23 protein-coding genes are annotated in these 24,321 nt (G+C 29.5%); 4 read left to right on the top strand and 19 right to left on the bottom strand.

The window, feature by feature from the left end:
• Positions 1 to 218 precede the first annotated feature (218 nt).
• From BMY86_RS10940 to BMY86_RS10900, 9 genes are all read right to left on the bottom strand, one after another.
• Positions 219 to 3,560, bottom strand: a complete 3,342-nt coding sequence (locus tag BMY86_RS10940; RefSeq protein WP_091469114.1) for a T9SS-dependent choice-of-anchor J family protein — start codon at positions 3,558 to 3,560, stop codon at positions 219 to 221.
• 246 nt (positions 3,561 to 3,806) lie between these two features.
• Positions 3,807 to 4,997, bottom strand: a complete 1,191-nt coding sequence (fabV, locus tag BMY86_RS10935; protein WP_091469110.1) for an enoyl-ACP reductase FabV — start codon at positions 4,995 to 4,997, stop codon at positions 3,807 to 3,809.
• Positions 4,998 to 5,053: 56 nt separating this feature from the next.
• A complete protein-coding gene (gene recN, locus BMY86_RS10930; protein WP_091469107.1) occupies positions 5,054 to 6,706 on the bottom strand; it encodes a DNA repair protein RecN in 1,653 nt (550 codons plus the stop codon).
• A 1-nt stretch (position 6,707) separates the two neighbouring features.
• Positions 6,708 to 7,592, bottom strand: coding sequence for a type IX secretion system protein PorD (gene porD / locus BMY86_RS10925; RefSeq protein WP_091469105.1), 885 nt, complete (start codon positions 7,590 to 7,592; stop codon positions 6,708 to 6,710).
• Positions 7,582 to 8,793: a bifunctional phosphopantothenoylcysteine decarboxylase/phosphopantothenate--cysteine ligase CoaBC gene (gene coaBC, locus BMY86_RS10920; protein WP_091469102.1), complete on the bottom strand. Its 1,212-nt coding sequence runs from the start codon at positions 8,791 to 8,793 to the stop codon at positions 7,582 to 7,584. Before coaBC ends, porD begins: the two co-directional genes overlap by 11 nt.
• Before the next feature lie 15 nt (positions 8,794 to 8,808).
• A complete protein-coding gene (locus tag BMY86_RS10915; protein ID WP_091469100.1) occupies positions 8,809 to 9,123 on the bottom strand; it encodes a DNA-directed RNA polymerase subunit omega in 315 nt (104 codons plus the stop codon).
• Positions 9,124 to 9,131: 8 nt separating this feature from the next.
• A complete protein-coding gene (locus tag BMY86_RS10910; RefSeq protein ID WP_091469096.1) occupies positions 9,132 to 9,938 on the bottom strand; it encodes an outer membrane protein assembly factor BamD in 807 nt (268 codons plus the stop codon).
• 86 nt (positions 9,939 to 10,024) lie between these two features.
• A complete protein-coding gene (dapA, locus tag BMY86_RS10905) occupies positions 10,025 to 10,903 on the bottom strand; it encodes a 4-hydroxy-tetrahydrodipicolinate synthase (RefSeq protein ID WP_091469092.1) in 879 nt (292 codons plus the stop codon).
• Between the two features lies 1 nt (position 10,904).
• Positions 10,905 to 11,423, bottom strand: a complete 519-nt coding sequence (locus tag BMY86_RS10900) for a DUF6913 domain-containing protein (protein ID WP_091469087.1) — start codon at positions 11,421 to 11,423, stop codon at positions 10,905 to 10,907.
• A 46-nt stretch (positions 11,424 to 11,469) separates the two neighbouring features.
• Here BMY86_RS10900 and BMY86_RS10895 point away from each other — a divergent pair, with 46 nt between their 5' ends.
• Both BMY86_RS10895 and BMY86_RS10890 read left to right on the top strand, forming a co-directional pair.
• Positions 11,470 to 12,252 (top strand): 5'-nucleotidase C-terminal domain-containing protein, encoded by a 783-nt coding sequence (locus BMY86_RS10895; RefSeq protein WP_245745655.1) that lies wholly within the window; start codon positions 11,470 to 11,472, stop codon positions 12,250 to 12,252.
• 26 nt (positions 12,253 to 12,278) lie between these two features.
• Positions 12,279 to 13,193: a metallophosphoesterase gene (locus BMY86_RS10890; RefSeq protein ID WP_091469083.1), complete on the top strand. Its 915-nt coding sequence runs from the start codon at positions 12,279 to 12,281 to the stop codon at positions 13,191 to 13,193.
• 249 nt (positions 13,194 to 13,442) lie between these two features.
• On the opposite strand, the gene BMY86_RS10885 is transcribed toward BMY86_RS10890, so the two are convergent.
• The 7 genes from BMY86_RS10885 to rpsF form a co-directional block, all read right to left on the bottom strand.
• Positions 13,443 to 13,907: a hypothetical protein gene (locus BMY86_RS10885; RefSeq protein WP_091469080.1), complete on the bottom strand. Its 465-nt coding sequence runs from the start codon at positions 13,905 to 13,907 to the stop codon at positions 13,443 to 13,445.
• Complete coding sequence (locus BMY86_RS10880) at positions 13,900 to 14,592, bottom strand: lysoplasmalogenase (protein WP_091469076.1); 693 nt, start codon at positions 14,590 to 14,592, stop codon at positions 13,900 to 13,902. The genes BMY86_RS10885 and BMY86_RS10880 overlap by 8 nt, the downstream gene beginning before the upstream one ends.
• Entirely contained in the window at positions 14,585 to 16,576 is a 1,992-nt protein-coding gene (gene ligA / locus BMY86_RS10875) for an NAD-dependent DNA ligase LigA (RefSeq protein ID WP_091469073.1), read from the bottom strand. Before ligA ends, BMY86_RS10880 begins: the two co-directional genes overlap by 8 nt.
• A 1-nt stretch (position 16,577) precedes the next feature.
• Positions 16,578 to 17,054, bottom strand: coding sequence for a DUF6495 family protein (locus tag BMY86_RS10870; RefSeq protein WP_091469069.1), 477 nt, complete (start codon positions 17,052 to 17,054; stop codon positions 16,578 to 16,580).
• A gap of 102 nt (positions 17,055 to 17,156) precedes the next feature.
• Entirely contained in the window at positions 17,157 to 17,600 is a 444-nt protein-coding gene (gene rplI / locus BMY86_RS10865; RefSeq protein ID WP_091469065.1) for a 50S ribosomal protein L9, read from the bottom strand.
• A gap of 66 nt (positions 17,601 to 17,666) precedes the next feature.
• Complete coding sequence (gene rpsR, locus BMY86_RS10860; RefSeq protein ID WP_091469061.1) at positions 17,667 to 17,951, bottom strand: 30S ribosomal protein S18; 285 nt, start codon at positions 17,949 to 17,951, stop codon at positions 17,667 to 17,669.
• A gap of 5 nt (positions 17,952 to 17,956) precedes the next feature.
• Positions 17,957 to 18,295 (bottom strand): 30S ribosomal protein S6, encoded by a 339-nt coding sequence (gene rpsF / locus BMY86_RS10855; RefSeq protein ID WP_091469058.1) that lies wholly within the window; start codon positions 18,293 to 18,295, stop codon positions 17,957 to 17,959.
• Positions 18,296 to 18,439: 144 nt separating this feature from the next.
• On the opposite strand from rpsF, the gene BMY86_RS10850 reads away from it, so the two are divergent.
• The gene (locus BMY86_RS10850; protein WP_091469054.1) at positions 18,440 to 19,138 is read left to right on the top strand and encodes a LytR/AlgR family response regulator transcription factor; all 699 of its coding nucleotides are present in this window, start codon (positions 18,440 to 18,442) and stop codon (positions 19,136 to 19,138) included.
• Here BMY86_RS10850 and priA read toward each other — a convergent pair.
• The 3 genes from priA to BMY86_RS10835 all read right to left on the bottom strand — a co-directional run bounded on the left by priA (position 19,135) and on the right by BMY86_RS10835 (position 23,021).
• A complete protein-coding gene (gene priA / locus BMY86_RS10845) occupies positions 19,135 to 21,576 on the bottom strand; it encodes a replication restart helicase PriA (RefSeq protein ID WP_091469051.1) in 2,442 nt (813 codons plus the stop codon). The two genes, BMY86_RS10850 and priA, sit on opposite strands and share 4 nt — an antisense overlap.
• Positions 21,577 to 21,663: 87 nt before the next feature.
• Positions 21,664 to 21,921: a hypothetical protein gene (locus tag BMY86_RS10840; RefSeq protein WP_091469046.1), complete on the bottom strand. Its 258-nt coding sequence runs from the start codon at positions 21,919 to 21,921 to the stop codon at positions 21,664 to 21,666.
• Positions 21,922 to 22,025: 104 nt separating this feature from the next.
• On the bottom strand, positions 22,026 to 23,021 hold the full coding sequence (locus BMY86_RS10835) for an NAD(P)H-dependent glycerol-3-phosphate dehydrogenase (RefSeq protein WP_091469044.1): 996 nt from the start codon (positions 23,019 to 23,021) through the stop codon (positions 22,026 to 22,028).
• Positions 23,022 to 23,221: 200 nt separating this feature from the next.
• On the opposite strand from BMY86_RS10835, the gene BMY86_RS10830 reads away from it, so the two are divergent.
• Positions 23,222 to 24,100: a nicotinic acid mononucleotide adenyltransferase gene (locus BMY86_RS10830; protein WP_091469040.1), complete on the top strand. Its 879-nt coding sequence runs from the start codon at positions 23,222 to 23,224 to the stop codon at positions 24,098 to 24,100.
• Positions 24,101 to 24,321: the final 221 nt, after the last annotated feature.

The raw sequence follows: 24,321 nt of genomic DNA, 5'->3' as shown, positions 1-24,321 counted from the left end.
ATGTTCAAAAAAATAATCTTAAAATTAATCAAAAAGCAGAAAACATATTATTTCTGTAATTATTATATTACAAAGTTAAATTACTGGTAATAAATGACTTACAAAAAGACTAATTCCAATTGATAATTTCAATTATAAAAACAAAAAAAAAATCCCGAATAAATCGGGATTTTAAGTTTAAAAGAGAAAAATATTTAAAAACTAAATTATTTAACTTATTATTCTTTTACTACTTTCAAATTATGTAATCTTCCTTCTGAAATAATATTTACAATATAAATTCCAGATGATAAGTTTGACATGTCAATTTGAACATCTTTTGCATTTGTATTTAATTTTAATACCTCTAATCCTAACATGTTTACAACACTTACATTACTAATAACATCGTTATAAGATAAATTTAATTTATCTTTAATAGGGTTAGGATAAGCGATAAAATTAGAATCATTAAAAGATTCTGAATTTAAATTAACTGATTCTTTAACTTCAAAATTATCTACAAAAAAGTCAACACTAGCAGATCCATCTGTTGCTCCTTCTAAAATTCTAAAAGCAAAACGTACAGTTTGACCCGCATAAGTATCTAAATCAATTGTATTTAAAGAACCTGTATATGCTGGTACATTTGTATTATTATACGTATATAAAACTGTCCAATTCGTATTATTTAAAGTTGAAGTAGTAACTAAAACTTCAATTACATCATCTGCTTCCCAAGGATTTGTTAGGGCACCCATTGAATTTAATTGATTAGCAGATGCTAAAAAATTTAATTCATAACCAGAAGCAGGAATTGTAAATTCTGGAGAAAGAACCCAATCATTATCTCCTAACCCATCAATAACTGTTTTAAACGCACCAGTAGTTCCAACATTTCCAAAACCATCAGCAATCCAATTTGAACTTCCAAAAGTTAATGGGCCCGCTACTAAATCACCATTATCTGCTTCATTCCAACAAGCAGAAGGTAAATAAGTATTAAATTGTTCTAAAAATGGATAATTTGTAATTGAAGAACATAGTGTTGTAAATGAAGATGTTGTCCAAGGGCTGAAATTTCCTGATCCACAATCAGTTCTTAAATGAAAATAATAAGTTGTTAATCCACTTAAACTAGTTGCTGGAAAATTATTAGTAGCTGTAAAAGTTCCTGAACCTGTAGGATTTGTTGCTACAATATCTAAAACATACTCATAACCTGCTGCACCAGTAATAGAATTCCAAGTAATATTTGCAGTTGAACTTGTAATATTATTTGCTACAATACCAAATGGTTCAGCACATGTTCCTGTTAATTTAATTTCAAAATTATCTACGAAAAAATCAACAGATGCAGCTCCATTTGAAGCTCCTTCTACTCCTCTAAATGCTAATTTAATAACCTGACCTGCATATGCATCTAAGTCAATTATATTTGTTGTTCCAAACATAGAAGGAACATTTGTATTATTATATGTATATAAAGTTGTCCAGTTTGTATTTCCAGTTGAACTTACTAATACTTCAATATAATCATCCGATTCCCAAGCTGGACTTGGAGCATTTACCACATTATTTTGAGTTGCTCCAACATTAAATTTTAATTCATAACCAGTAGCTGGAATATTAAATTGAGGAGAAATAAACCAATCATTATCAGTAGCACCATCTAAGGTAATTCTAACTGCACCAGTTGCACTAGAATTTAAAAATCCATCTGCAATCCAAGTTCCATTAACTATATTTGCTGGTCCGTTTGTTGTATCACCACCAGTACCTTCAACCCAACAAATATTTGGTACAAAAGTATTAAATGGTTCTAAATATGGATATGAGTTTATTACCGCACAACTTGTTGTAAAAAACACAGTAGCCCAAGGACTATAAACTCCCGATCCACAGTCTGTTCTAACATGTAAATAATAAGTTGTTAAACCATTTAAATTATTAATGGTAAAATAATTGTTTGCAATAAATGTTCCTGAACCTGTTGGATTAGTTGCATTTGTATCAACTACATATTCATAACCCGCAACACTTGGAATAGGATTCCATGAAAAATCTGCAGTAGTTCCTGTAATGTTACCTACTTGAATACTTGTTGGATCAGAACATGCAGGTGTTAATCTAATTTCAAAATTATCTACGAAAAAGTCAACTGATGCACTTCCGTTAGTAGCACCTTCAACTGCTCTGAATGCTAATTTTATTGATTGACCAGCAAAAGCATCTAAATCAATAATTTTAATTTCACCCGTATTTAAAGGGACGTTTGTATCATTAAATGTAAATAAAGGAGACCAATTTGAATTGGTATTTCCACTAGTTGTTACTAAAACTTCTACAAAATCGTCACTTTCCCATGGCGAAGTTAAAGCTGATGTTACATTAACTTGTGTAGCAGCTACATCAAACTTTAATTCGTAACCAGTTGTTGGTATTGTAAATTCAGAAGTAAGTACCCAATCATTATCGCCAGTTGCGTCTAAAGTCATTCTCATTGCTCCTGTAGTACCAGAGTTTCCAAATCCATCAGCTACCCAACTTCCTGAACCAAAAGTTGCCGGTCCGGTAGTTAAATTACCATTATCTGCTTCAGTCCAACACATGTTTGGTACAAACGTAGTTAATGTTTCTAAATATGGAAATGAAGTAACTGGAACACATAGAGTAGTAAAATTAACTGGTCCAATCCAATAACTACTATTTCCAACACCACAATTAGCTCTTACATACACTTCATAATTTGTTGCTGGAGTTAAACTAGAAACAGTATATGCATTATTATTTACTGTTGTACCAGAACCTGTTGGATATCCAGTTCCTTGTGGTTGCACAACATAAGCCCATTCTGATTCTGTTCCATTTGGAATCCAACCTAAAGCAATAGAATTACTTGTTGGATTTGATGCGTTTAATTGTGATGGCGCAGGACAAGTTGTAACAAAATCAAATCCAATTAATGGTCTTCTGTAATTTGTATTTGTTAATGTTGCAGGATATGTCCCTGTATTATTATTTAAATATTTAGTTGTATTATTATTAGTAGTATTAACACATGGTGCACTATTTTCAACAGACCAAGTAATAGCAGTAGTTCCAGCAGCTAAATTTTGGTATTCCATAAATACAGCTAAATTCTGAGTTCCAGAATAAGTAAAAGGAGTTGAAAGTGGAAATGATTTCCATCCATCTGCAGAACCAATAATTGGAGCAGGATCATTATTAAAAACTAATGTTGCTCCTGTACTCGCTGTAGCCCAGTCTAAATTACCAGCACCCCAATCTAAATTTGAAACTTCCTTTAAATAAATTTTAAAATTTGGAGACCCACCTAAAACACCAGATACAGTTCCTCTATGAAAAAACATATTTAATAATTGTTTTCCGGCTAAAGCTTGTAATTGTGAAGCAGGATAAATAATTGCAGTTCTGCTTGTACCATTAGTACCAGCAATAGAATTCATTGGCCCATAAAGGTTAGTAAATGAAGGACTACATGAATTGGTTGTCCATGTTTGCCCCTTTATTTGTATGGAAACAAACATTAAAAAAATCAAAAGTATTACTCTTTTCATTGTGTAATGTGTTAATAGTTATTGCCACAAATGTAAAGTAGTATCAAAGCACATTACAGATTTTATAGAAAATCATCGACATAAAGCAAATAAAATCGATATAAAACAAAATTGTATAACAATTTTTAATATTTATAACATTTTATTATATTTTTGTTTTTTTATTAATTTTTTAAAAAAAATAAACTAAACTAAACAAAAAAATCCCGGTAAAACCGGGATTTTAGATATAATATAAACGTACTATTATTTTAAACTTGGAACTAATACCATTTCATTTGTATCCGCTTTGTAATCTATAGCATCAAAACCGAAACCGAATAAGTTTAAGAATCCTTGTCTATATTCTTCTAAATCACCATTTTCAATTAAAGTTTCAGTACTGATTGATTTCCATAATTCAGCAATTTCATCTTGATATTGTTGTCTCATTTCCCAATCATCAATTCTGATTCTTCCTTTTTCATCAACCGGAATTTCAGAACCGTTATATAATCTAGCTGAATATAAACGTTGCATTTGTTCGATACATCCTTCGTGAGAACCATCTTTTTTCATTATTTTAAACAATAACGACATATATAATGGCACAACTGGAATTGCAGAACTTGCCTGAGTCACTAATGCTTTATTAACAGAAACATAAGCTTTTGCTCCGATATCTTCTAATTGTTTAGTAATTTCAAATGCAGTAGCTTCTAAATGATCTTTAGCACGACCAATAGTTCCTTTTCTGTAAACAGCTTCTGTAACTTCAGGTCCGATATATGAATAAGCAACTGTCATCGCGTTATTTGCTAATACACCAGCTTCTTTCATCGCTTTCATCCACATTGACCAATCTTCACCACCCATAACAACTACTGTGTTATCAATATCTTCTTGTGTTGCAGGCTCGATTGAAATTTCTGTTACATTTCCTGTATGGAAATCAACTGTTTTATTCGTAAACTTATCTCCAATTGGTTTTAAAGTTGAACGGTGTAAAACACCTGTTGTTGGATGTAAACGCACTGGAGAAGCTAAACTATAAATTACTAAATCAACTTGACCTAAGTCTTTTTTGATTAAATCGATTGTTTGTTGTTTAATCTCATTTGAAAAAGCATCACCATTAATACTTTTTGCATATAATCCAGCTTTTTCAGCTTCTACTTCAAATGCAGCAGAATTGTAATAACCTGGAGTTGCTGTTTTTCCTTCACTTGGTTCTTTTTCAAAGAAAACACCAATTGTAGCAGCATCACAACCAAATGCACTAGTAATTCTAGAAGCCAAACCAAAACCTGTTGAAGCACCAATAACTAATACTTTCTTAGCACCTTCAATTTTACCTTTTGATTTTACATATTCAATTTGATTTTTTACGTTTTGCGCACATCCTTCTGGGTGAGCTGTTAAACATATAAATCCGCGCATTCTTGGTTCTATAATCATAATTCTATTTTTTATGTTGTTGTAAATTCCTTTTATTTAATACAAAAGTATAAATTTTAATTTAATAATGTTTTAGCGTGTGATAATGCAGAATCTGTAATTTGCTTTCCTGATAACATTTCTGCAATTTCTACAATACGTTCTTCAGCATTTAGTTTTACAATTTTAGAAATTGTATTTTCTGCTATAGTTTCTTTAGATACCTTAAATTGGGCATCTCCTTTAGAAGCAATTTGCGGCAAATGAGTAATAGCAAATACTTGACGATTTTCACTCATCTTTTTCATGATTTCACCCATTTTTAAGGCAATTTCACCTGAAACTCCAGTATCAATCTCATCAAAAATAATAGTTGGTAGTTTAGAAAAATCGGCTAAAACTGATTTAATTGCCAACATTATTCTCGACATTTCACCACCTGAAGCCACTTTTTTAAACGATCCTAAACTTGTTCCTTTGTTTGCTGAAAACAACAATTCTAATTCATCTTTACCATTTGATAAAAATTGATTAGCAGCATTCAATTCCATTTTAAATTGTGAATCGGGCATTCCTAATTGGAATAATATAGAAGAAATTTTATCAATAAAAACCGGAATTGCTTCTCTCCTATTAGTTGTAATTGAAGCGGCTTTAGTATTTAATTCTTCCTTTTTATCTTTAAGATATTGATTTAAAGCGATGATTTTATCTTCTAAATTATCTACTAATAATACTTTTTCCGATAATTGATTTTTAATTTCAAGCAACTCATCAATTGTTGCAACTTGATGTTTTTTCTGTAAATCGTAAATCGTTTGTAACCTACTTGAAATAAATTCCAATCGTTCTGGATTATAAACATTTTTCTCACCTAATTGATAGGCTGTTTCTGCGATATCTTCAATTTCGATTAAAGAAGAGTTTAATCTTTCAAACAAATCGGAATAGGCAGTAGAAAAATTGGCTATTTTTTGAAGTGCATTTCTACAATCTTTTAAAGAATTTACAAATCCGAATTGCTCTTCATTAGCTGTTGAAACTATTTTAGATAAGGTTTCACTAATTAATTCCGAATTATTTAAACTCAATAATTCTTCTTCTAAATCGGCTTGTTCATTAGATTGCAAACCAACTTGTTCTAACTCATTTAACAAATAGGCATTATATTCTTGAGCCGTAAACAAGGTATTTTTTTCTGCAATAATTTGATCTAATTCTTTAGTTTTCTGTTTAAAATCAGATAATAAAACTGCATATTCTTTTAAGTTTTCAGCATTTTTACCAATCGCATCTAAAATAGAAATTTGGTAATTTTCTTGTTCTAATTCTCGCGTTTGATTTTGAGAATGTATATCAATTAAACTTTCTGCTAAAAGCTGTAGTTCCGTTAAGTTAACGGGTGTATCATTAATAAAAGCACGAGATTTTCCAGAAGGCAAAATTTCTCTTCTAATAATTGTAGTATTTTCATAATCTAAATCATTCTCTTCAAATAATGATTGTAGATTGTATTTTGAAACTTCAAAACTTGCTTCAATCACGCACTTTTTTTCTTTATCTTTTAATGAAGATAAATCGGCACGATTACCCATAATTAATCCTAAAGCACCTAGAAGAATAGATTTTCCTGCTCCAGTTTCACCTGTAATTGTAGCAAATTGATTGGTAAAATTTATATTAAGATGTTCAATTAAAGCGTAATTTTGAACTGATAAAGATAAAAGCATATTACCTTATTTTATTCCATTTAGAAGAATTTAATGGAGAAATTGAACCTAAATTATCTTTTAATTGTGCAATATCTACCACCGGACCAGCTGTAAAAATATTTACAATTTCATCTGTTTTAGCATCAAAAAAAGTTCTTGCTAATAATGAATTCGGTCTAGTTTTATGAACTTTATATAGTACATCAATTGCATTAATAATTTCTAATTTACCTTGTTTTAATTCATCAGCCATAATATCTAATCCTTTAATATGGTAGAAATACATAGCTTCTCTATAGGCATCGAAAGTATTCGACATTAAATCTGAAATTAAATTAAAACGATTTGTTTTTTTACCTGTTTGTACCCAACCTGGATAAGCACTCGATTGTGCTACATTAGTAATACTTAAGGCATTTTCTAAATATTCTGTTCCTCCTTTATCTTGAAAAGTATCGGCATCTGAAGCCAAAACAATGTTTGCATAAAAAGCTAAAACAGATACTAAATTAGAGGTAAATGAATTTTGATCGTAAATTAAATTCTCAAATTCAACATATTTAAAAGAAACCTCTTTATCGTTTATATTTACAATTGGAGAAGTATAACTTGAATTAAAAATTGGTCGAGTTGAATTAACTTGTAACGTAGCCTCGAAATTATTGCTTTCAAATTTATTGATAATCATAAAAAAGGAGCAATTTACCTTTTCATTTGGCTTTACTAATTTATCAGAAAATCGTGTATTGTTTAGAAAATCATAAATTTGTTTTTCTAAATTTTTAAATATTTGTGGATTCACATTCGTTACCTGAGCTGTATTAATAGACACAACTGCATTTAACTCTTGCGAATTAGCATAGAAAGCACTTAAAACAAATAGTATTAAAAATTTAATTCGCATATTTTTTTACAATTAGATTAACAATATCTACCGCTACTAATTCTTTCGATTTTAACGGGTTTTCAAATATATTAAAATCTTTATCAATAAAAGTCACTTTATTGGTTGGATGACCAAAACCTGCACCTTTATCGTTTAAAGAATTTAACACAATTAAATCTAAATTCTTTTTTTCAATTTTATATTTCGCATTTTCAATTTCATTTTCCGTTTCCAATGCAAAACCGATTAAAAATTGTTGCTTTTTTATTTGACCTAAAGATAATAAAATATCTTTATTTTTTTCTAATTCTATAGTAAACGTAGCTTCAGTCTTTTTTATTTTCTGTGATGCCACATTTTTTGGTTTATAATCGGCAACCGCTGCTGCTGCAATAGCTACATCAACGTGGTCAAAATACTGATGACAAGCATCATACATTTCATCTGCAGAATTGACTCTTATTAAATTTATTAAACTGTGCTTAATTTGAAGATGTGTTGGACCAGAAACTAAAATAACTTCAGCACCTAAATTTGCAGCTGCTAAGGCAATATCGAAGCCCATTTTACCTGTAGAATGATTTCCGATGAAACGAACTGGATCAATTGCTTCATATGTTGGCCCAGCAGTTATCAAAATCTTTTTACCTTTTAAAGGCAATTTATTTTCGATATCTTTTTCCAGAAAAGCAATAATATTTTCAGGTTCAGCCATTCTACCCTCACCACTTAAACCACTTGCCAATTCACCACTTTCAGCCGGAATAATAGTATTTCCAAAACTTGCTAATTTATCAAAATTCATCTTTGTTGTTGGATGAATGTACATATCTAAATCCATTGCTGGCGCAAAATACACAGGGCATTTCGCAGATAAATAAGTAGCCATAAGAAGATTGTCGCAAGTGCCTGAAGCCATTTTCGACAGGGTATTTGCTGTTGCAGGCGCAATAAGCATATAATCTGCCCAAAGAGCTAATTCTACATGGTTATTCCATGAAGCATTCTCGTCTTCTTCGTTATAAAAATTAGAGTAAACTGGGTTTTTAGAAAGAGTAGATAATGTTAAGGGAGTAACAAAATCTTTAGAAGCAGGTGTCATGACAACTTGTACATGTGCACCTGCTTTTATAAGAAGTCTTACTAATGAGGCTGTTTTATAAGCTGCAATTCCACCAGAAATTCCTAGCAAAACTTTTTTCCCGTTTAAAACAGACATTAAAGTAATTTTAAATTATTTAGTATCTCTATGATAAATTTTACCATCTAACCATTCTTGTACTGCTAAAGCATGTGGTTTTGGTAATTTTTCGTAATATTTAGAAACTTCGATTTGTTCTTTGTTTTCGAAAACTTCCTCTAAACTATCATTATAAGTAGCAAATTCATCTAACTTATCTAATAATTCTTTTTTAATTTCAGAATTAATTTGATTCGCTCTTCTTGCTATTATAGTAATTGCTTCATATACATTCCCAGTTGGTTCTTCAATAGCACTTTTGTTGTAAGTTACAGTATTAACTGGAGCATTCGTCTTCTTTAAATCCATAATAATGATTAATTTGTATATTGTTTCAATTCTTTATCTACTTTTTCAAGCATTTTATTTGCTTTTTCTAAATACTTAGTATCCGCTTTAAATTTTACTAAATTTTGATAGTATACTTTTGTTGTATTTAATCTTTCTTCTTTTTTAGCTGGAACACTATTTACAGCTAATTTATACATAGAATCGTATTTGTAAAACAAAGCATCTTCTTTGTATTTAGAACCTGGATAATTAAACATAAAATTATCTAAAGCCTTAACAGCTGCATTATAATCTCTTGTAAATTCTCCAATTGTATTATATTGTTTAGCAATTTCGTATGCTTTTAATTCTAACTTCTCTGTCAATTGTTTAACAACTTCATTTGCTTTAGGCAAAAGTGTAGAATTAGGATACTTATTAATAAAAGCTTGAATTTTATTTAATCCTTTTTCAGTATCTACCTGATCTAAACTATACATTGGTGAAGTTTTAGAATAACATTCAGCTCCTAAAAATGCAGCTTCTTCTGCTTTTGGACTTTTAGGATAACTAGATGCAAAACTTTCAAATTGGTAAGCTGCAGATATATACTGTTTATTCATATACAGCGCATGTGCATAATTGAAAAATGCATTTTCAGATTGAGCTTTACCTCTATAAGAAGCAGCATATTGTTCAAACAAACGCGTTGCTTTTGAATATTTTTTCTTTTCTACTTGCTTTAAAAAAACGGTTGTCTTATACTCTACATCGTCTGATTTTAAAGCCTTTTGATATTCACTACAAGAAGAAAGTACTAAAACTCCAAAAAGAATATATATAAATTTATTCATATTTATTATAAATGTTTTACCCTTTGAGCAATTCAAAAAGCAACTGCAAAGGTAGATATATTTTTATGTTTTACAAAAAAGATTTTTTAACCTAAATTTTTTATAAAATTTGCCAATCTTTCTGATAAGTTTTCATCTACATTTACTAAAGGCAAACGAACCGTATTTTCTGATAAACCTAAGTGTTTAAATACTTCTTTTATACCAGCAGGATTTCCTTGTTCGAAAATCATATCAATTGAATCTGCTAATTTATAATGTAAATGATAAGCTTCTTTTACTTTCTTATTCAATCCTAAACGAACCATTTCAGAAAATTCTTTAGGAAAACCTTCTCCAATTACTGAAATAACTCCTGCTCCACCCGCTAAAACCATTGGTAATGTAATCATATCATCACCTGAAATTACTAAGAAATCTTCTGGTTTATCTTGAATGATTTTCATTGCTTGAACGATATCTCCAGCCGCTTCTTTAATTCCGATAATGTTTTTGAAATCTTTAGCTAATCTTAAAACTGTATTTGGTAACATGTTACTAGCTGTTCTTCCAGGTACATTATAAATAATTACTGGAATTGGAGACGCTTCAGCAACCGCTTTAAAATGTTGGTAAATACCTTCTTGAGTTGGTTTATTATAATATGGTGATACTGATAAAATAGCAGAAAAACCAGCAAAATTTCTAGTTTTTAATTCTTCAACAACTTTTGCAGTATTGTTTCCTCCAACTCCTAAAACCATAGGAACTCTTCCATTATTTGCAGCAGCAATTGTAGCAATTACTAATTCTTTTTCATCATTTGTTAAAGTAGCCGTTTCTGCTGTTGTACCAAGAACAACTAAATATTCTACCCCTCCTTCAATTACAAAGTTTACAATTCTTGTTAAAGCTTCAGTATCTACTGAAAAATCTTTTTTAAATGGCGTAACTAGTGCAACACCAGTTCCTAAAAATGATTGCATATTATATTTTTTTAAGTATTTTTAAATATTTGAATAATTCCGTAATAAATTCTTCGTGCTTTTCCGCAACTGTATTGATAGACAAATGATTAATTCTTTTATCAATAGTATAAAACCCCACTTTAAATTTAGCTTTTGAACTTTTAGTTACTAATAATAATGTTGGTTTTTGAACATCATAATAACTAATAAGCATATCAAAATTTTGGTTGGTAAAATTAGTAACTCTTTCACTCTTAAACAAACCTCCAAAGGAGATATCTTTCCCAAAAAAATAATCGAAAGAATCTAAAAGTGATTTTTTGTTTTTATTTACAAACGATAAAATTTCAATATTATTTTTATCAATTCCGTGTTTTGCAATTTCGTCTATAAGTACTTCCTGATTTTGAAAATAATTACCGTCAATTAAAACTCCAACTTTCTCAATTTTATTTGGAGGCTCCTGTAGAGAATACTCTCTTAACTTTTTATTTACTTTTCTTTTAAGGAAAAAATCTTTAATTATTTTAGAAATCATTGTAAATTTACTTCTTTTACAAAATTAAAGTAATCTATTGGAATTTATGATGTTCAAAAGTAAAAATACTAATCATCTTTACACAATTTTTGTTACAATTTTAACATTAATAGTTTTTAACGCTTGCAAATCAAAACCTTATACGAATTATTCCGTTGAAGGCAAGAAAATTGAAATCAATGAAAGCTATACTTCTAATCAAAAAATTGAATCCTATATTGCGCCATACAGAAATCATATTAATAAAGATTTAGACAGTATTATTTCTTTTTGCCCAGAAACATTAGACAAAAACAAAGGCGAATGGCAAACTAATATTGGAAACTTTATGGCTGATGCTTGTTTAGAATTAGCTAATCCTATTTTTTTCAAAAGAGAAAACAAAAAAATTGACATTACTTTATTCAATCATGGTGGAATTCGTTCAATAATTCCGAAAGGAAACATCACCAAAAGAAATGCTTTTGAAGTGATGCCTTTTGAAAATAGTTTAATTGTTGTGGCTTTAAAAGGAGATAAAATTAAAGCAATGGCACAACACATCATCACTGAAAAAAAACCTCACCCATTAAATGGCCTTACGATATATCTGAATAAAAACAATGAGATTACCAATATCTTATTTAATGAAAAGCATATAGATGAAACTAAAATATATTATGTTTTAACGTCTGATTATTTATCGAATGGTGGAGATAACATGACTTTTTTCTTAAAAAATGAAGGAACTTACGATTTGAATTATAAAATTAGAAATGTTTTAATTGATTATTTTTACAATCATAAATCGATTGAAGCATCAAATACACCAAGAATTATTAAAGAATAAGTACGGATCAAATTCTGCAGGAACACATGAAAAGAAGAACATTTTTAAAAAACACAGCTGCAACAACAGCATTAGTTACTCTTGGTGATTTTTCATTATCTAGTTTTACAACCGTTAAAGAAAAGAAGATAACTATTTTACACACTAATGATGTACACAGTCATATTGATCCTTTTCCAAAAGACCATCCAAAAAATCCAGGTATGGGTGGTGTGGCTAGAAGAGCTAATGTTATTGAAAAAATCAGAAAAGAAGAAAACAATGTGTTACTTTTAGATGCTGGAGATATTTTTCAAGGTACACCCTATTTCAATTATTATGGTGGTGAATTAGAATTCAAATTAATGAGCATGATGCAATATGATGTTGCAACAATGGGTAACCATGATTTCGATAATGGAATTGATGGATTTAATGCCATGCTTCCTCATGCCAATTTTGATTTCGTTTCTGCTAATTATGATTTCAAAAACACTGTCCTAGATGGAATTGTAAAACCTTATAAAATCATCATTAAAGACGGAATTAAAATAGGAATATTTGGTTTAGGAGTGGAATTAAACGGATTAGTAGACAAGAAATTATACAAAGAAACTGTTTACAACAATCCTATTGAAGTAGCCACTGATATTGCAAAACAACTTAAAGAAATCGAAAAATGTGATTTAATAATTTGTTTATCGCATTTAGGATTTGATTATAAAAACGAACCAGAAAAAGTATGTGATGTGAAATTAGCTGCAGCAACACAACATATCGATTTAATCATTGGTGGTCACACGCATACATTTTTAGACAAACCAATTGTAAAAATAAATAAAGTTGGAAAAAAAGTTATCGTGAATCAAGTGGGCGCCTATGGAATTAATTTAGGCAGAATTGATTTCTATTTAAGCGATAATTCGAAATACATTGGACAAGAAAAAAATATTACGCTCTAAGGTTTTTTTGATCTCGTGCAAGTAAATATCTAAGTAAAAAATAATAAACTGGAATTTCAACAATACATGCAATTATTACTAACCATAAATGACTCATATAATAATGATTTATAGAAGTAAATAATCCTGCAAAAAACATTGTAATTAAAGTAAGCATTAAATACAAATCTCTCCTATTTCTTTTATTCAAAAAATAATTAACTATACTCAATAGTAAAGTAATTATAAAAACTACAATATAATTAAACACTATAAATACTTGAGAAGATTTATCGGCGTGATCAAAACAAAACACCCAATAAAACAATAAAGAAAACATAAAAGTAAAATCCCAAAGCCTAAATATCGTGCAAATGGCGACTTTTTATTCACGTATTTGAAATCCAATATAGCATAATACAGAATAATATAAATTACACCCATATATAACATAGTTGCATACAGATATAAACTTTTATCTTCTAATAAAGTACAATTGTCGGCAATGAAAATAAAAACCAACATGGTTAAATTCAAAAGGGTTCTTTTACTTTTTCTACCAGTTAAATATAAAAAGGCAATTGCAGGAATAATGATTGGCTTAACCAATAAAGCATAATCTTTAAGCTCTACAATATTTTCCAAAAATAAGTATAGTGCAAAGGCCACAAAGTACACTATTAGAGGCACTTTTACCAATTCTTTCTTTAATATTTGATTTTTTCTACTATACATTATTTTTTTTAGTTCTTAAAATGGAATAATTTACAAAGAAATAATATGAAAATATTTGTGTAACCAAATTTACTAATTTAAAAACCCAATTATAATCAATTTTCTTCATAAAGATAAAATACATATCAGAAATAATGAAGGCGATTACCATCATCAATAAAAAGAAATTGGTCTTTGAATTTTTATAAACGTATAAAATGACAGTCATAATCCCAAATAAAATTAGGGATAAACCATATAAATATAAAATAATTTTTTCAATTATATCATCTGTATTAATCGTTAATATAACACTTACAAAGAGTAATATTAAAAATAGCAGAACTAAAAAGAAAAAAAAGGCAAACTTACTTAAGGTATAATTTTTAATAATTAGCAATAAATCGTTTGTTACGTAATATAACAAAACCAGATATGGAATTAAGAAAAACACTAATGATAAAAGATAAAATCCTTCCGGATCTTTTAATACTAACATCTCACCAATGTAAAAGGCAATAAAACAAATAATCGTATGTATTTCCGATTTGGAATTGGTCTTTCTTAAATAATAATACAATAAAATAGGTAAGAATAACGGTTTTGTTAGCAATTCAATTTCTCTAACGCTGAATACTGATGAAAGTATATACAACAGAGAAACAGCTGCAAAACTGTATAAAATATATTTTTTCTTACTAATCATTTATCATTTTTTGAAATTGATATTCGTCAATAATTTCAATTTTTAGTTGATTGGCTTTTTCTAATTTTGAAGGTCCCATATTGGCTCCAGCAACAACGTAATTTGTTTTAGCTGAAATAGAACTTCCTACTTTACCTCCATTATCTTCAATGGCTTTTTTCAAATCATCTCTAGAATAAATTTCAAAAACACCAGAAACTACAAAAATTTTACCTTCTAATTTATTAGAAACTGATGTGGAAACTTCATTCAATTCAAATTGCAATCCAACTTCTTTTAATTTATTGATAATAGTTATATTATCTAAATTTTGAAAGAAGTCAACCACACTTTGAGCAATACGCTCTCCAATTTCGTCAACAGTAATTAAATCGATTATCGTAGCATTTGCTAAGTTATCAATATTTTTATAATGTTTCGCTAATTTTTTTGCAACAGTTTCACCTACATATCTGATACCCAAAGCATACAGCACTCTATCAAATGTAATTTCTTTAGATTTTTCAATACCTGAAATCAGATTTTCGGCTGATTTATCTGCCATTCTATCCAAAACAACAACCTGTTCTTTTTTCAAATCGTATAAATCAGCATAATTTTGAACCAATCCCGCATTGAAAAGTAAAGCTACCGTTTCTCCACCTAAACCTTCAATATCCATTGCTTTTCTAGTAATAAAATGCTGAATTCTTCCGATAATTTGAGGTGGACAACCGTAATAATTTGGACAATAATGATTGGCTTCACCTTCATTTCGAATTAATTCTGAATTACATTCTGGACAATGAGAAATATAAGCTGTTGGTTGTTCTTGACTTCCTCTTTGAGCCACTCCAATAATTTTAGGAATAATTTCGCCACCTTTTTCCACAAAAACTTCATCACCAATACGAATGTCTAATTTTGCTATCTGATCGGCATTATGCAACGAAGCTCGTTTTACAATTGTACCAGCCAATTGAACTGGCTCTAAGTTAGCCACTGGTGTAATAGCACCCGTTCTTCCTACTTGATAGGAAATGGATTGTAAAATCGTACTCACCTGCTCTGCTTTAAACTTATACGCCATAGCCCAACGAGGTGATTTTGCTGTATAACCTAATTCTTCTTGAAAATGAATATTGTTAACTTTTACAACTACTCCATCTGTTTCATAAGGTAAATTATGACGGTTTTTATCCCAATATTCAATAAATTCGAAAACTTCTTCTATAGATTTTGCAAGTTTACTTTCATTTGGAACTTTAAAGCCTAGCTTTCTTGATAATTCTAAAACTTCAAATTGTGAGTCAATTGGTAAATTATTTCCAATCATTGAATACAGCAAACATTCTAACGGACGTTTAGCTACTTCAGCACTATCTTGTAATTTTAAACTACCCGATGCTGTATTTCTTGGGTTTGAATAAGGTGTTTCACCAATTTCAATTAATTCCTGATTCATTTTTTCAAAACCAGAAAAGGGAAGAATAATTTCTCCTCGAATATCGAATTTTTCTGGAAAACCATTATTTAATTGTAAAGGAACCGATTTAATGGTTTTAATATTATTTGTAACATCATCACCTTTAAAACCATCTCCACGAGTTACAGCTCGTACTAGTTTTCCATTTTCATAGGAAATACTAATTGAAGCACCATCGTATTTTAATTCACACGTAAACTCCAACGAAACATCTCCTAATATTTTCTGACAACGCGTTTGCCAATCCAACAAATCTTCTTTTGAATACGAATTATCTAATGAATACATTCTAAATTCATGTTCAACAGTATTAAAATTTTTAGTAATGGTTCCACCTACACGTTGTGTTGGAGAATTTTCATCAAAAAATTGTGGATGAGCATTTTCTAAATCTTGTAATTGCTTCAGTTTAGCATCAAAATCAAAATCTGAAATAGTTGGTTTATCTAACACATAATAGTTATAATTGTGTTGATTTAATTCAGTTCTTAAGGATTGAATAGTTTCTAAAACAGTCATATTAAGATACTTTGATTAATGCAATAAGTTTAGTGTATAATTCACCTTTACTGATAATTCCTCCATTTTCAATAATTTTGAAAACTTCTTCATTTCGATTTTCTGGAACTTCTTTTTTTCCGGTTTGAAGCATTATAGAATCACCAAATAAATTATCGCCTAACCATTCTAAACCTTCAGCCGTAAAAAAATCTACAGAATGATCTGAAGTTTGAATAATTAAAGATTCTAAAAAAGTATCATGACATTTAAAAAGGAAAATATGATTTTTAGAAAAATGATCTATAAAACGAACATTCGTAATCGCTTTATCCCAAATCATATCAGAAAAAACATCAATTTCTTGAAGCGCTATTTCTGGTTTATTGGTTTTAATTTCATCCCATTCTTTTTTATCAATGGATTGAGTAGCTAAAAAGGTAACAAACTCAGGATGAAGTTCTTCAAGCTGTTCTTTCGTTAAACGAGTATATTTCATTGGTGCGATTTTATATTTTTATAATTTCCGAATGTAAGGAATAGTAAAAATAAAAAAAGCGTTGCAAATGCAACGCTTTTTAATGAAATATTTTTTTCGAAATTATGCTTTTTCAGCAACGATTTCGTATGGTAATTCAATGATAACTTCTCTGTGTAAACGTACAGTAGCGTTATATTTACCAATTCTTTTAACAATTCCAGAAGTGATGAATTTTCTGTCTACTGAATGTCCATTTGACTCTAAAGCTTGAGCAATATCAACATTTGAAATAGATCCGAATAATTTCTCACCACCTGCTTTTGCAGTAATTTTGATCTCTAAAGCTTTTAATGCTTCAGCTAAAGATTTAGCATCAGCAACAATTTTAGCTTCTTTGTGAGCTTTTTGTTTTAAATTTTCAGCTAAAACTTTTTTAGCAGAAGAAGTTGCTAAAATAGCAAATCCTTGAGGAATTAAATAGTTACGACCATAACCGTTTTTTACAGTTACTACATCATCTTTAAATCCTAAATTTTGAACGTCTTGTTTTAATATAAGTTCCATGTTGTTGTCCTTTTTTTATTTTAGAAGTTAGCTCCGATTAATCGAAGCAACAACTAGATTAAATTATTATTTTAATAAATCCGCCACGTAAGGCATTAAAGCTAAATGACGAGCTCTTTTTACAGCAACAGAAACTTTTCTTTGGTATTTTAAAGAAGTACCTGTTAAACGTCTTGGTAAAATTTTACCTTGCTCGTTAACGAATTTTAATAAAAAATCAGCATCTTTATAATCGATATACTTGATACCAGATTTTTTGAAACGACAATATTTTTTTTGTTTGTTAGTATCGATATTTAAAGGAGTAAGATATCTGATATCTCCTTCTTTTTTTCCGCTAGCTATTGACATGATGATTAAGCTTTAGTTTTTAATTTTTCTCTTCTTCTTTCAGCCCAAGCTACTGCATGTTTGTCTAATGCAACAGTTAAGAATCTCATAATTCTTTCGTCTCTTCTGAATTCAGTTTCTAAAGAAATGATTAATTCAGCTGGAGCTTGGTACTCAAATAAATGGTAAAAACCACTTTTCTTGTGTTGGATTTCATAAGCTAATTTTTTTAAGCCCCAATCCTCTTTCGATACCATTTTTGCACCCTTAGAAGTAAGAAAATCTTCGAATTTGCTTACTGTTTCCTTTACCTGAACTTCAGATAAAACGGGATTCAAAATGAAAACAGTTTCATAATTTTTCATCTATGTTTATTTTTAAATTGGGTGCAAAGATAATCATTATTATTTAATCTCCAAATTTGAAAAAACATATTTTTTTTAGTTGAATATTAGTATTGTGAGAATTTTTTACTTATTTTTATGGTGTAAAAACTAACTACTTAAACTATGAAGTTAAACACAATTGTTGTAGACGATAGCTCTATCCAAAGAATTACTATAGCAAAATTGATTTCTGAACATCCAAATTTAAAACTAGGCGGGGATTTTTCAAATGCATTAGAAGCCAAAAATTACATCTCCAATCATCCGGTCGATTTAATTTTTTTAGATATTGAAATGCCACACATTACAGGCTTTGATTTACTTGATGGTTTAAAAATAAAACCACAGATTGTTTTTATAACATCAAAAGCTGATTATGCGGTAAAGGCTTTCGAATATTCTGCATTAGACTTTCTTCAGAAACCTATTAAAAAGGAACGTTTTTTAACTTCGGTTAAAAAGGCTTTGGAAATGTACCAATTGAAACATGAACACATTCATGACGACCACGGACCTCATCTTATTATTAAGAGTAATTTAAAGAAAATTAAAATTTACACTTCTCATATTAAATGGGTTGAAGCATTTGGCGATTATATTAAAGTAGTAACTTATGAAGATACACACTTAGTATTATCAACTATGAAAGCTTTTGAAAATGAATTACCAAATAATCATTTCTTAAGAATTCATAAATCCTATATTATCAATTTAGATAAAGTAGAACGATTTAACAGTAAACAAGTTGAAATTGATGGTGAAAAAATTCCTTTAAGTCGAAACAAAAAAGAAGAAATTATTACCATTCTTGAAAATTATTAATAATCTACATTTAATGTCGTCTTTATAGAACGATATTGTGAAGTAGCCTCAAAACTTATCAATACTTTTTTGATAAGTTTTTTTGTATTTATAAGGTCGGCATTATTTGGAATTTTAATCAAAATGGTTCTGATGTACTCATTTCTAATTCTGTTAATTGCAGGTTCTTCCGGACCAAGAATAGGTATTTGAAGATTTTGTTTCAATACATTATATAACCATGTTGAACCTTCACGTAATTTTTCAAAATCACGATGTTTCAATTTAATTTGCAACAATCTGAAATACGGTGGATATTGAAAATTACGTCTTTCGTACAATTGCTCATTAAACATCGCAACATAATTATTGTTTACCACTTGCTGAATAGTATTATGCATTGGGTTGTAGGTTTGTATAACCACACTACCCTTTTTAGATTTTCTTCCTGAACGACCAGCCACTTGAACCATCATTTGATACGCGCGTTCATAAGCACGATAATACGGTTGATTCAATAAATTATCTGCATTTAAAATTCCGACTAACGTAACATTCTCAAAATCCAATCCTTTCGCAAGCATTTGGGTTCCCACTAAAATATCAATTTCTTGATTTTTAAACGCATCAATCATTTTTTCGAAAGCAAATTTTCCTCGAGTCGTGTCTTGATCCATACGAGCAATTTTCTTATTCGGAAATAATTTGACTAACTCTAATTCTACCTGCTCAGTACCAAAACCTTTTGCCGAAATATCTAACGAATTACATTGATGACAATGCGTTGGTTTCGCCATGCTATGTCCGCAATAATGACATTTCAGTACACTTTTATATTTATAGTAGGTTAAACTCACATCGCAACTCGGACATTGAGGTACATGTCCACATGTTGAGCATTCTATATATGGAGAATATCCTCTACGATTTTGAAACAACATGATTTGTTCGTTATTCGCAAGTGTTTCATGCATTCTTTCTAATAATTCATCCGAAAAATGACCATCCATTCGTTTACGGAAGTATTTATCTTTTAAATCAATAAGATGAATTTCCGGCAATACCACATTATTGAATCGCTCAAACAATTCAATTAATCCGTACTTATTTGATTTCGCATTATAATAAGATTCTATACTTGGCGTAGCACTACCTAACAACACTTTGGCGTCATGAAATTTGGCTAATACAATAGCGGCGTCTCTGGCATGATATCTTGGTGCTGGATCTTGTTGTTTATAGGTAGCTTCATGTTCTTCATCAACTACAATCAAACCTAAATTGGAAAAGGGTAAAAACAAAGCACTTCGAACTCCTAAAACCACTTTAGCTTTGTCGGAATTTTGCAATACGTGATTATATACTTCAACGCGTTCGTTAGAATTATATTTCGAATGGAAAACCGCAATTTGATTTCCAAAATAGGCCGATAAACGTTGTACTAATTGTGTCGTTAAAGCAATTTCTGGTAATAAAAACAAAACTTGTTTATCTTGTTGTAAATATTCTTCAATAAGTTTAATGTACACTTCTGTTTTTCCAGAAGCGGTTACACCATGAAATAAATTCACATCAAAATTTTGGAAGTTTTCTTTAATATTTTCTAATGCTTTGGCTTGAGGATTGCTCAAATGAATTTCGTAATCCTCTTCTTTTTCAAAAGAAACTCTATCGGTATTAATATAATATTCTTCAAAAATACCTTTTTCCACTAACGATTTAATTACTGCAGCACTCACGCCAGAAGTTTCCATCAATAATTTAGAGGCAATTGGTTTTTTCTCTGTAGCTTGCAATTGAAAATAATGCAGAACAATTTCTTTTTGCTTTTTCGCCTTACCTAAGATTTCAAGTAATTCTTGTAATTGTTCTTGTTGTAAAAATTCATCATGTAGTTTGATGTATTTTACCAATTTCGGTTTGTAATTTTCCTGAACTTCTTCCTGCATGATTAGCAAACCTTTCGCTAATAAGCTTTGAATGATTGGAATTACATTTTTCTTATTTAAGATTTGAGAAATTTCAGAAATCGTAATCGAAGATTTATTTTCTAAAGCTTCCAACACTAAGAATTCTTCATCGGTTGCCTCGCTTTTATCTGCTTCTGAATGAGAAGAAGAAATAATCGTTTCGCTTTCTAGAATCAATCCAGAAGGCAAAGCCGATTTAAAAACTTCGCCAATCGAACACATATAATACGATGCAATCCATTGCCAATGACGTAATTGAATGTCATTTACAATAGGCGTTTCATCAATAATTTGACTGATATCTTTCGCTTCGTATAATTGTGGTGGCGTGGTATGTTTTTCTACTACTAAAGCTGTAAAAATTTTCGATTTTCCAAACGGAACTGTAACACGCATTCCAGGTTGCAAAAACTTGTATTCTTCCGCATTTACCGAATACGTAAATGTTTTATCAAGATTGAGAGGAAGAATAACGTTGATGAAATGCATTAAAAAATGAAAATTTCGAATTAAAGTTTTACAATAATATCATTTCACAATTAGTAAATGATAAACTAAATTTTTAAAATTTTGAAGTTATTTGTGACTAACCGTAATTACAAATGAAATTAATGTAATTAAACATATAACAATTGAAACTTGACCAAATATTTTTCCGAAATTATCGAAACTCTTGAATACACAAATAAGTATAGAAATGAAGGCATTAATAACTAAAACTCCTATAATTGCACCAATTGATTCAAAAAAATTTTCAATTACTAAATTACCTTCTAAAAAAGTAATTATAACTGAAAAGAGTATTCCTACTACAACACCTCTATTATTATTCATATAAAAAAATTAACTTTCCATCTTACTTTCCAACATAAATTGAAATGTCAATTTGGACTTTTTACTTTTCCCTTTTAACTTGGCTCTTTTTACTTGGCTCTTTACTAATCTAACTTCTCCGTTAATTTTTTAAATACTTCTTTAGCTTCTTTTCCTTCGTATAAAATTTCGTAAACCGCATTAATGATTGGTGTTTTAGCCTTATAATCTAAATTTAAATTATAAGCACTTTTACTCGCATAATACCCTTCGGCAACCATACTCATTTCCATTTGAGCTGATTTTACTGTGTAGCCTTTTCCAATCATATTCCCAAACATTCTATTTCTAGAAAACACCGAATAACCTGTAACCAATAAATCTCCTAAATAAGCTGAATTATTAATATTACGTTTCATTCTATGAACTTTCTTTATAAAACGTTTCATTTCACGAATAGCATTACTCATTAAAACCGCTTGAAAGTTATCTCCATAACCTAATCCATGTGCAATACCAGCTGCAATAGAATAAATATTTTTCAATACAGCTGCATATTCTGTTCCAATAATATCGTCGGAAGTTTTTGCTTTGATATAATAGCTCGATAAATTTTTAGCTACATATTTTGCTTTTTCTTTATCAGCACAAGCAATAGTAAGATAAGAAAGTCTTTCCATCGCTACTTCTTCTGCATGACAAGGCCCCGTAATTACTCCGATATTTTCGTATGGAATAGAATACATTTTATGAAAATGCTCCCCAACAATTAAACTGGTTTCTGGAACAATACCTTTAATTGCTGAAAAAATAATTTTTCCTTCTAAAGAAACCGTCATTTTTTCCAATTCATCTTTTAAAAAGGCAGATGGAATAGCAAAAATTACAACATCAGCAAATGCTACTGCTTCATTAATATCGTTAGTAAGTTGTAATTTATTTATATCAAAAGCTACTGAACTTAAATAATTTGGATTGTGTTTTTGGTGTTTTAAATGTTCTAACGCATATGTACTTCTCATATACCAAGCGATTTTCTCTTGGTTTTCACATAACATTTTAGCGATAGCTGTTGCCCAGCTTCCTCCACCAATTACAGCAAATTTTTTATTGTTTTCCATGTTCTAAAAAAATGAACCTCAAAAATACACTTTTCAATGGCAATATCAAAATAGTAATACAATATCAAGTCAAAAATCGTAAACAAATAACAAATTAATTCCTACTTCATAATAAAAATCGTGTTTTTGTTAACGACTTGTGAATAGCCATTTTTTGGCACGGCTATTGAAATAAACTAAGAAACCAAAATATTAAGCCTATGAAAACTTTAAAATTACTATTCGTTACGTTTATTGCAGCATTAAGCTTATCATCTTGTACAACAGATGTATTTATAAACGATTACCATGATGAAGTTACTTTACCAGAATTAATAGAAGGTTACGATTTATGGTACATAGATTACAACAGAACAACTGGAAATGGTGATGTTCCGTTTTTATCAAAAGCTTTTACCATGTCTTTTCTAAATGGAAATTTATATGCTAATAACAATTTAGTAGGGATTGGTAGTACAGGCGGTGGATATGGTGTTAATATTGGCTATTACGATTTTACCTATCATACTATTCGTTTTCATCATAATATAAATGGATTTTATGAGCTTGAAGTAGTTCAAATTGCGCCTAATGAAATCAAATTAATTGACCATTATCAAAATACGGCATACTATTTGATTGGCTACCAAAGAAGTTCTTTTGATTATGATAGAGTGTTTTACGATAACATGCATTACTTCTTACAAGAATATGTAGCTTGGGAAAAAGTGTACACAAGTTCTACTGGAACTCCGAATGTATTTGATGCGGAAAACTACTTAAAATTTGTAATTGGAAGTAACGACACGTTTCGTTCATCTCAAGATTATATGATAAGTAATTTGAATAATATTTATTGGGATTATACAGGAAACTACAACATTCAAAATGTTCCTGGTAATTATTATACTAAAAAATTAAATCTATATTATAACACAAATGATTATGAAGGATTTAATATCACAGTATTAAACGATGGAAGAATAAGATTATATCACTTATCAAGTGGCACAACATATGAATTTGTTGGTAGAGGTTTCATTCCAATAATGAGAAATGCAGCTTCAAGAACCAAAACAAATTTGGAATTTAAAAAATAGTTAGTAGTTTAGTTTGTTAGTAAAAGCGTCGGTAGAATTTTTTCTCCGACGCTTTTTTATTTTATGGTGAGTCTTTAATGAATTTTTAAAACCTCAGTTTGAGTGTTCTGATGAAGAATGAATCAGAATGTATCGAGAATAGTTTTAAAAAATTTTCTAATTCTCGATACATCCCAATTACATTGGTACACTCGAACTGACGAAAATCTATTTAAAAAACT

It is taken from the genome of Flavobacterium urocaniciphilum, assembly GCF_900110615.1.
GTDB lineage: Bacteria > Bacteroidota > Bacteroidia > Flavobacteriales > Flavobacteriaceae > Flavobacterium > Flavobacterium urocaniciphilum.
The sequence above is the reverse complement of the archived record's forward strand: the minus strand, read 5'-3'. Positions and strand labels throughout refer to the sequence as shown.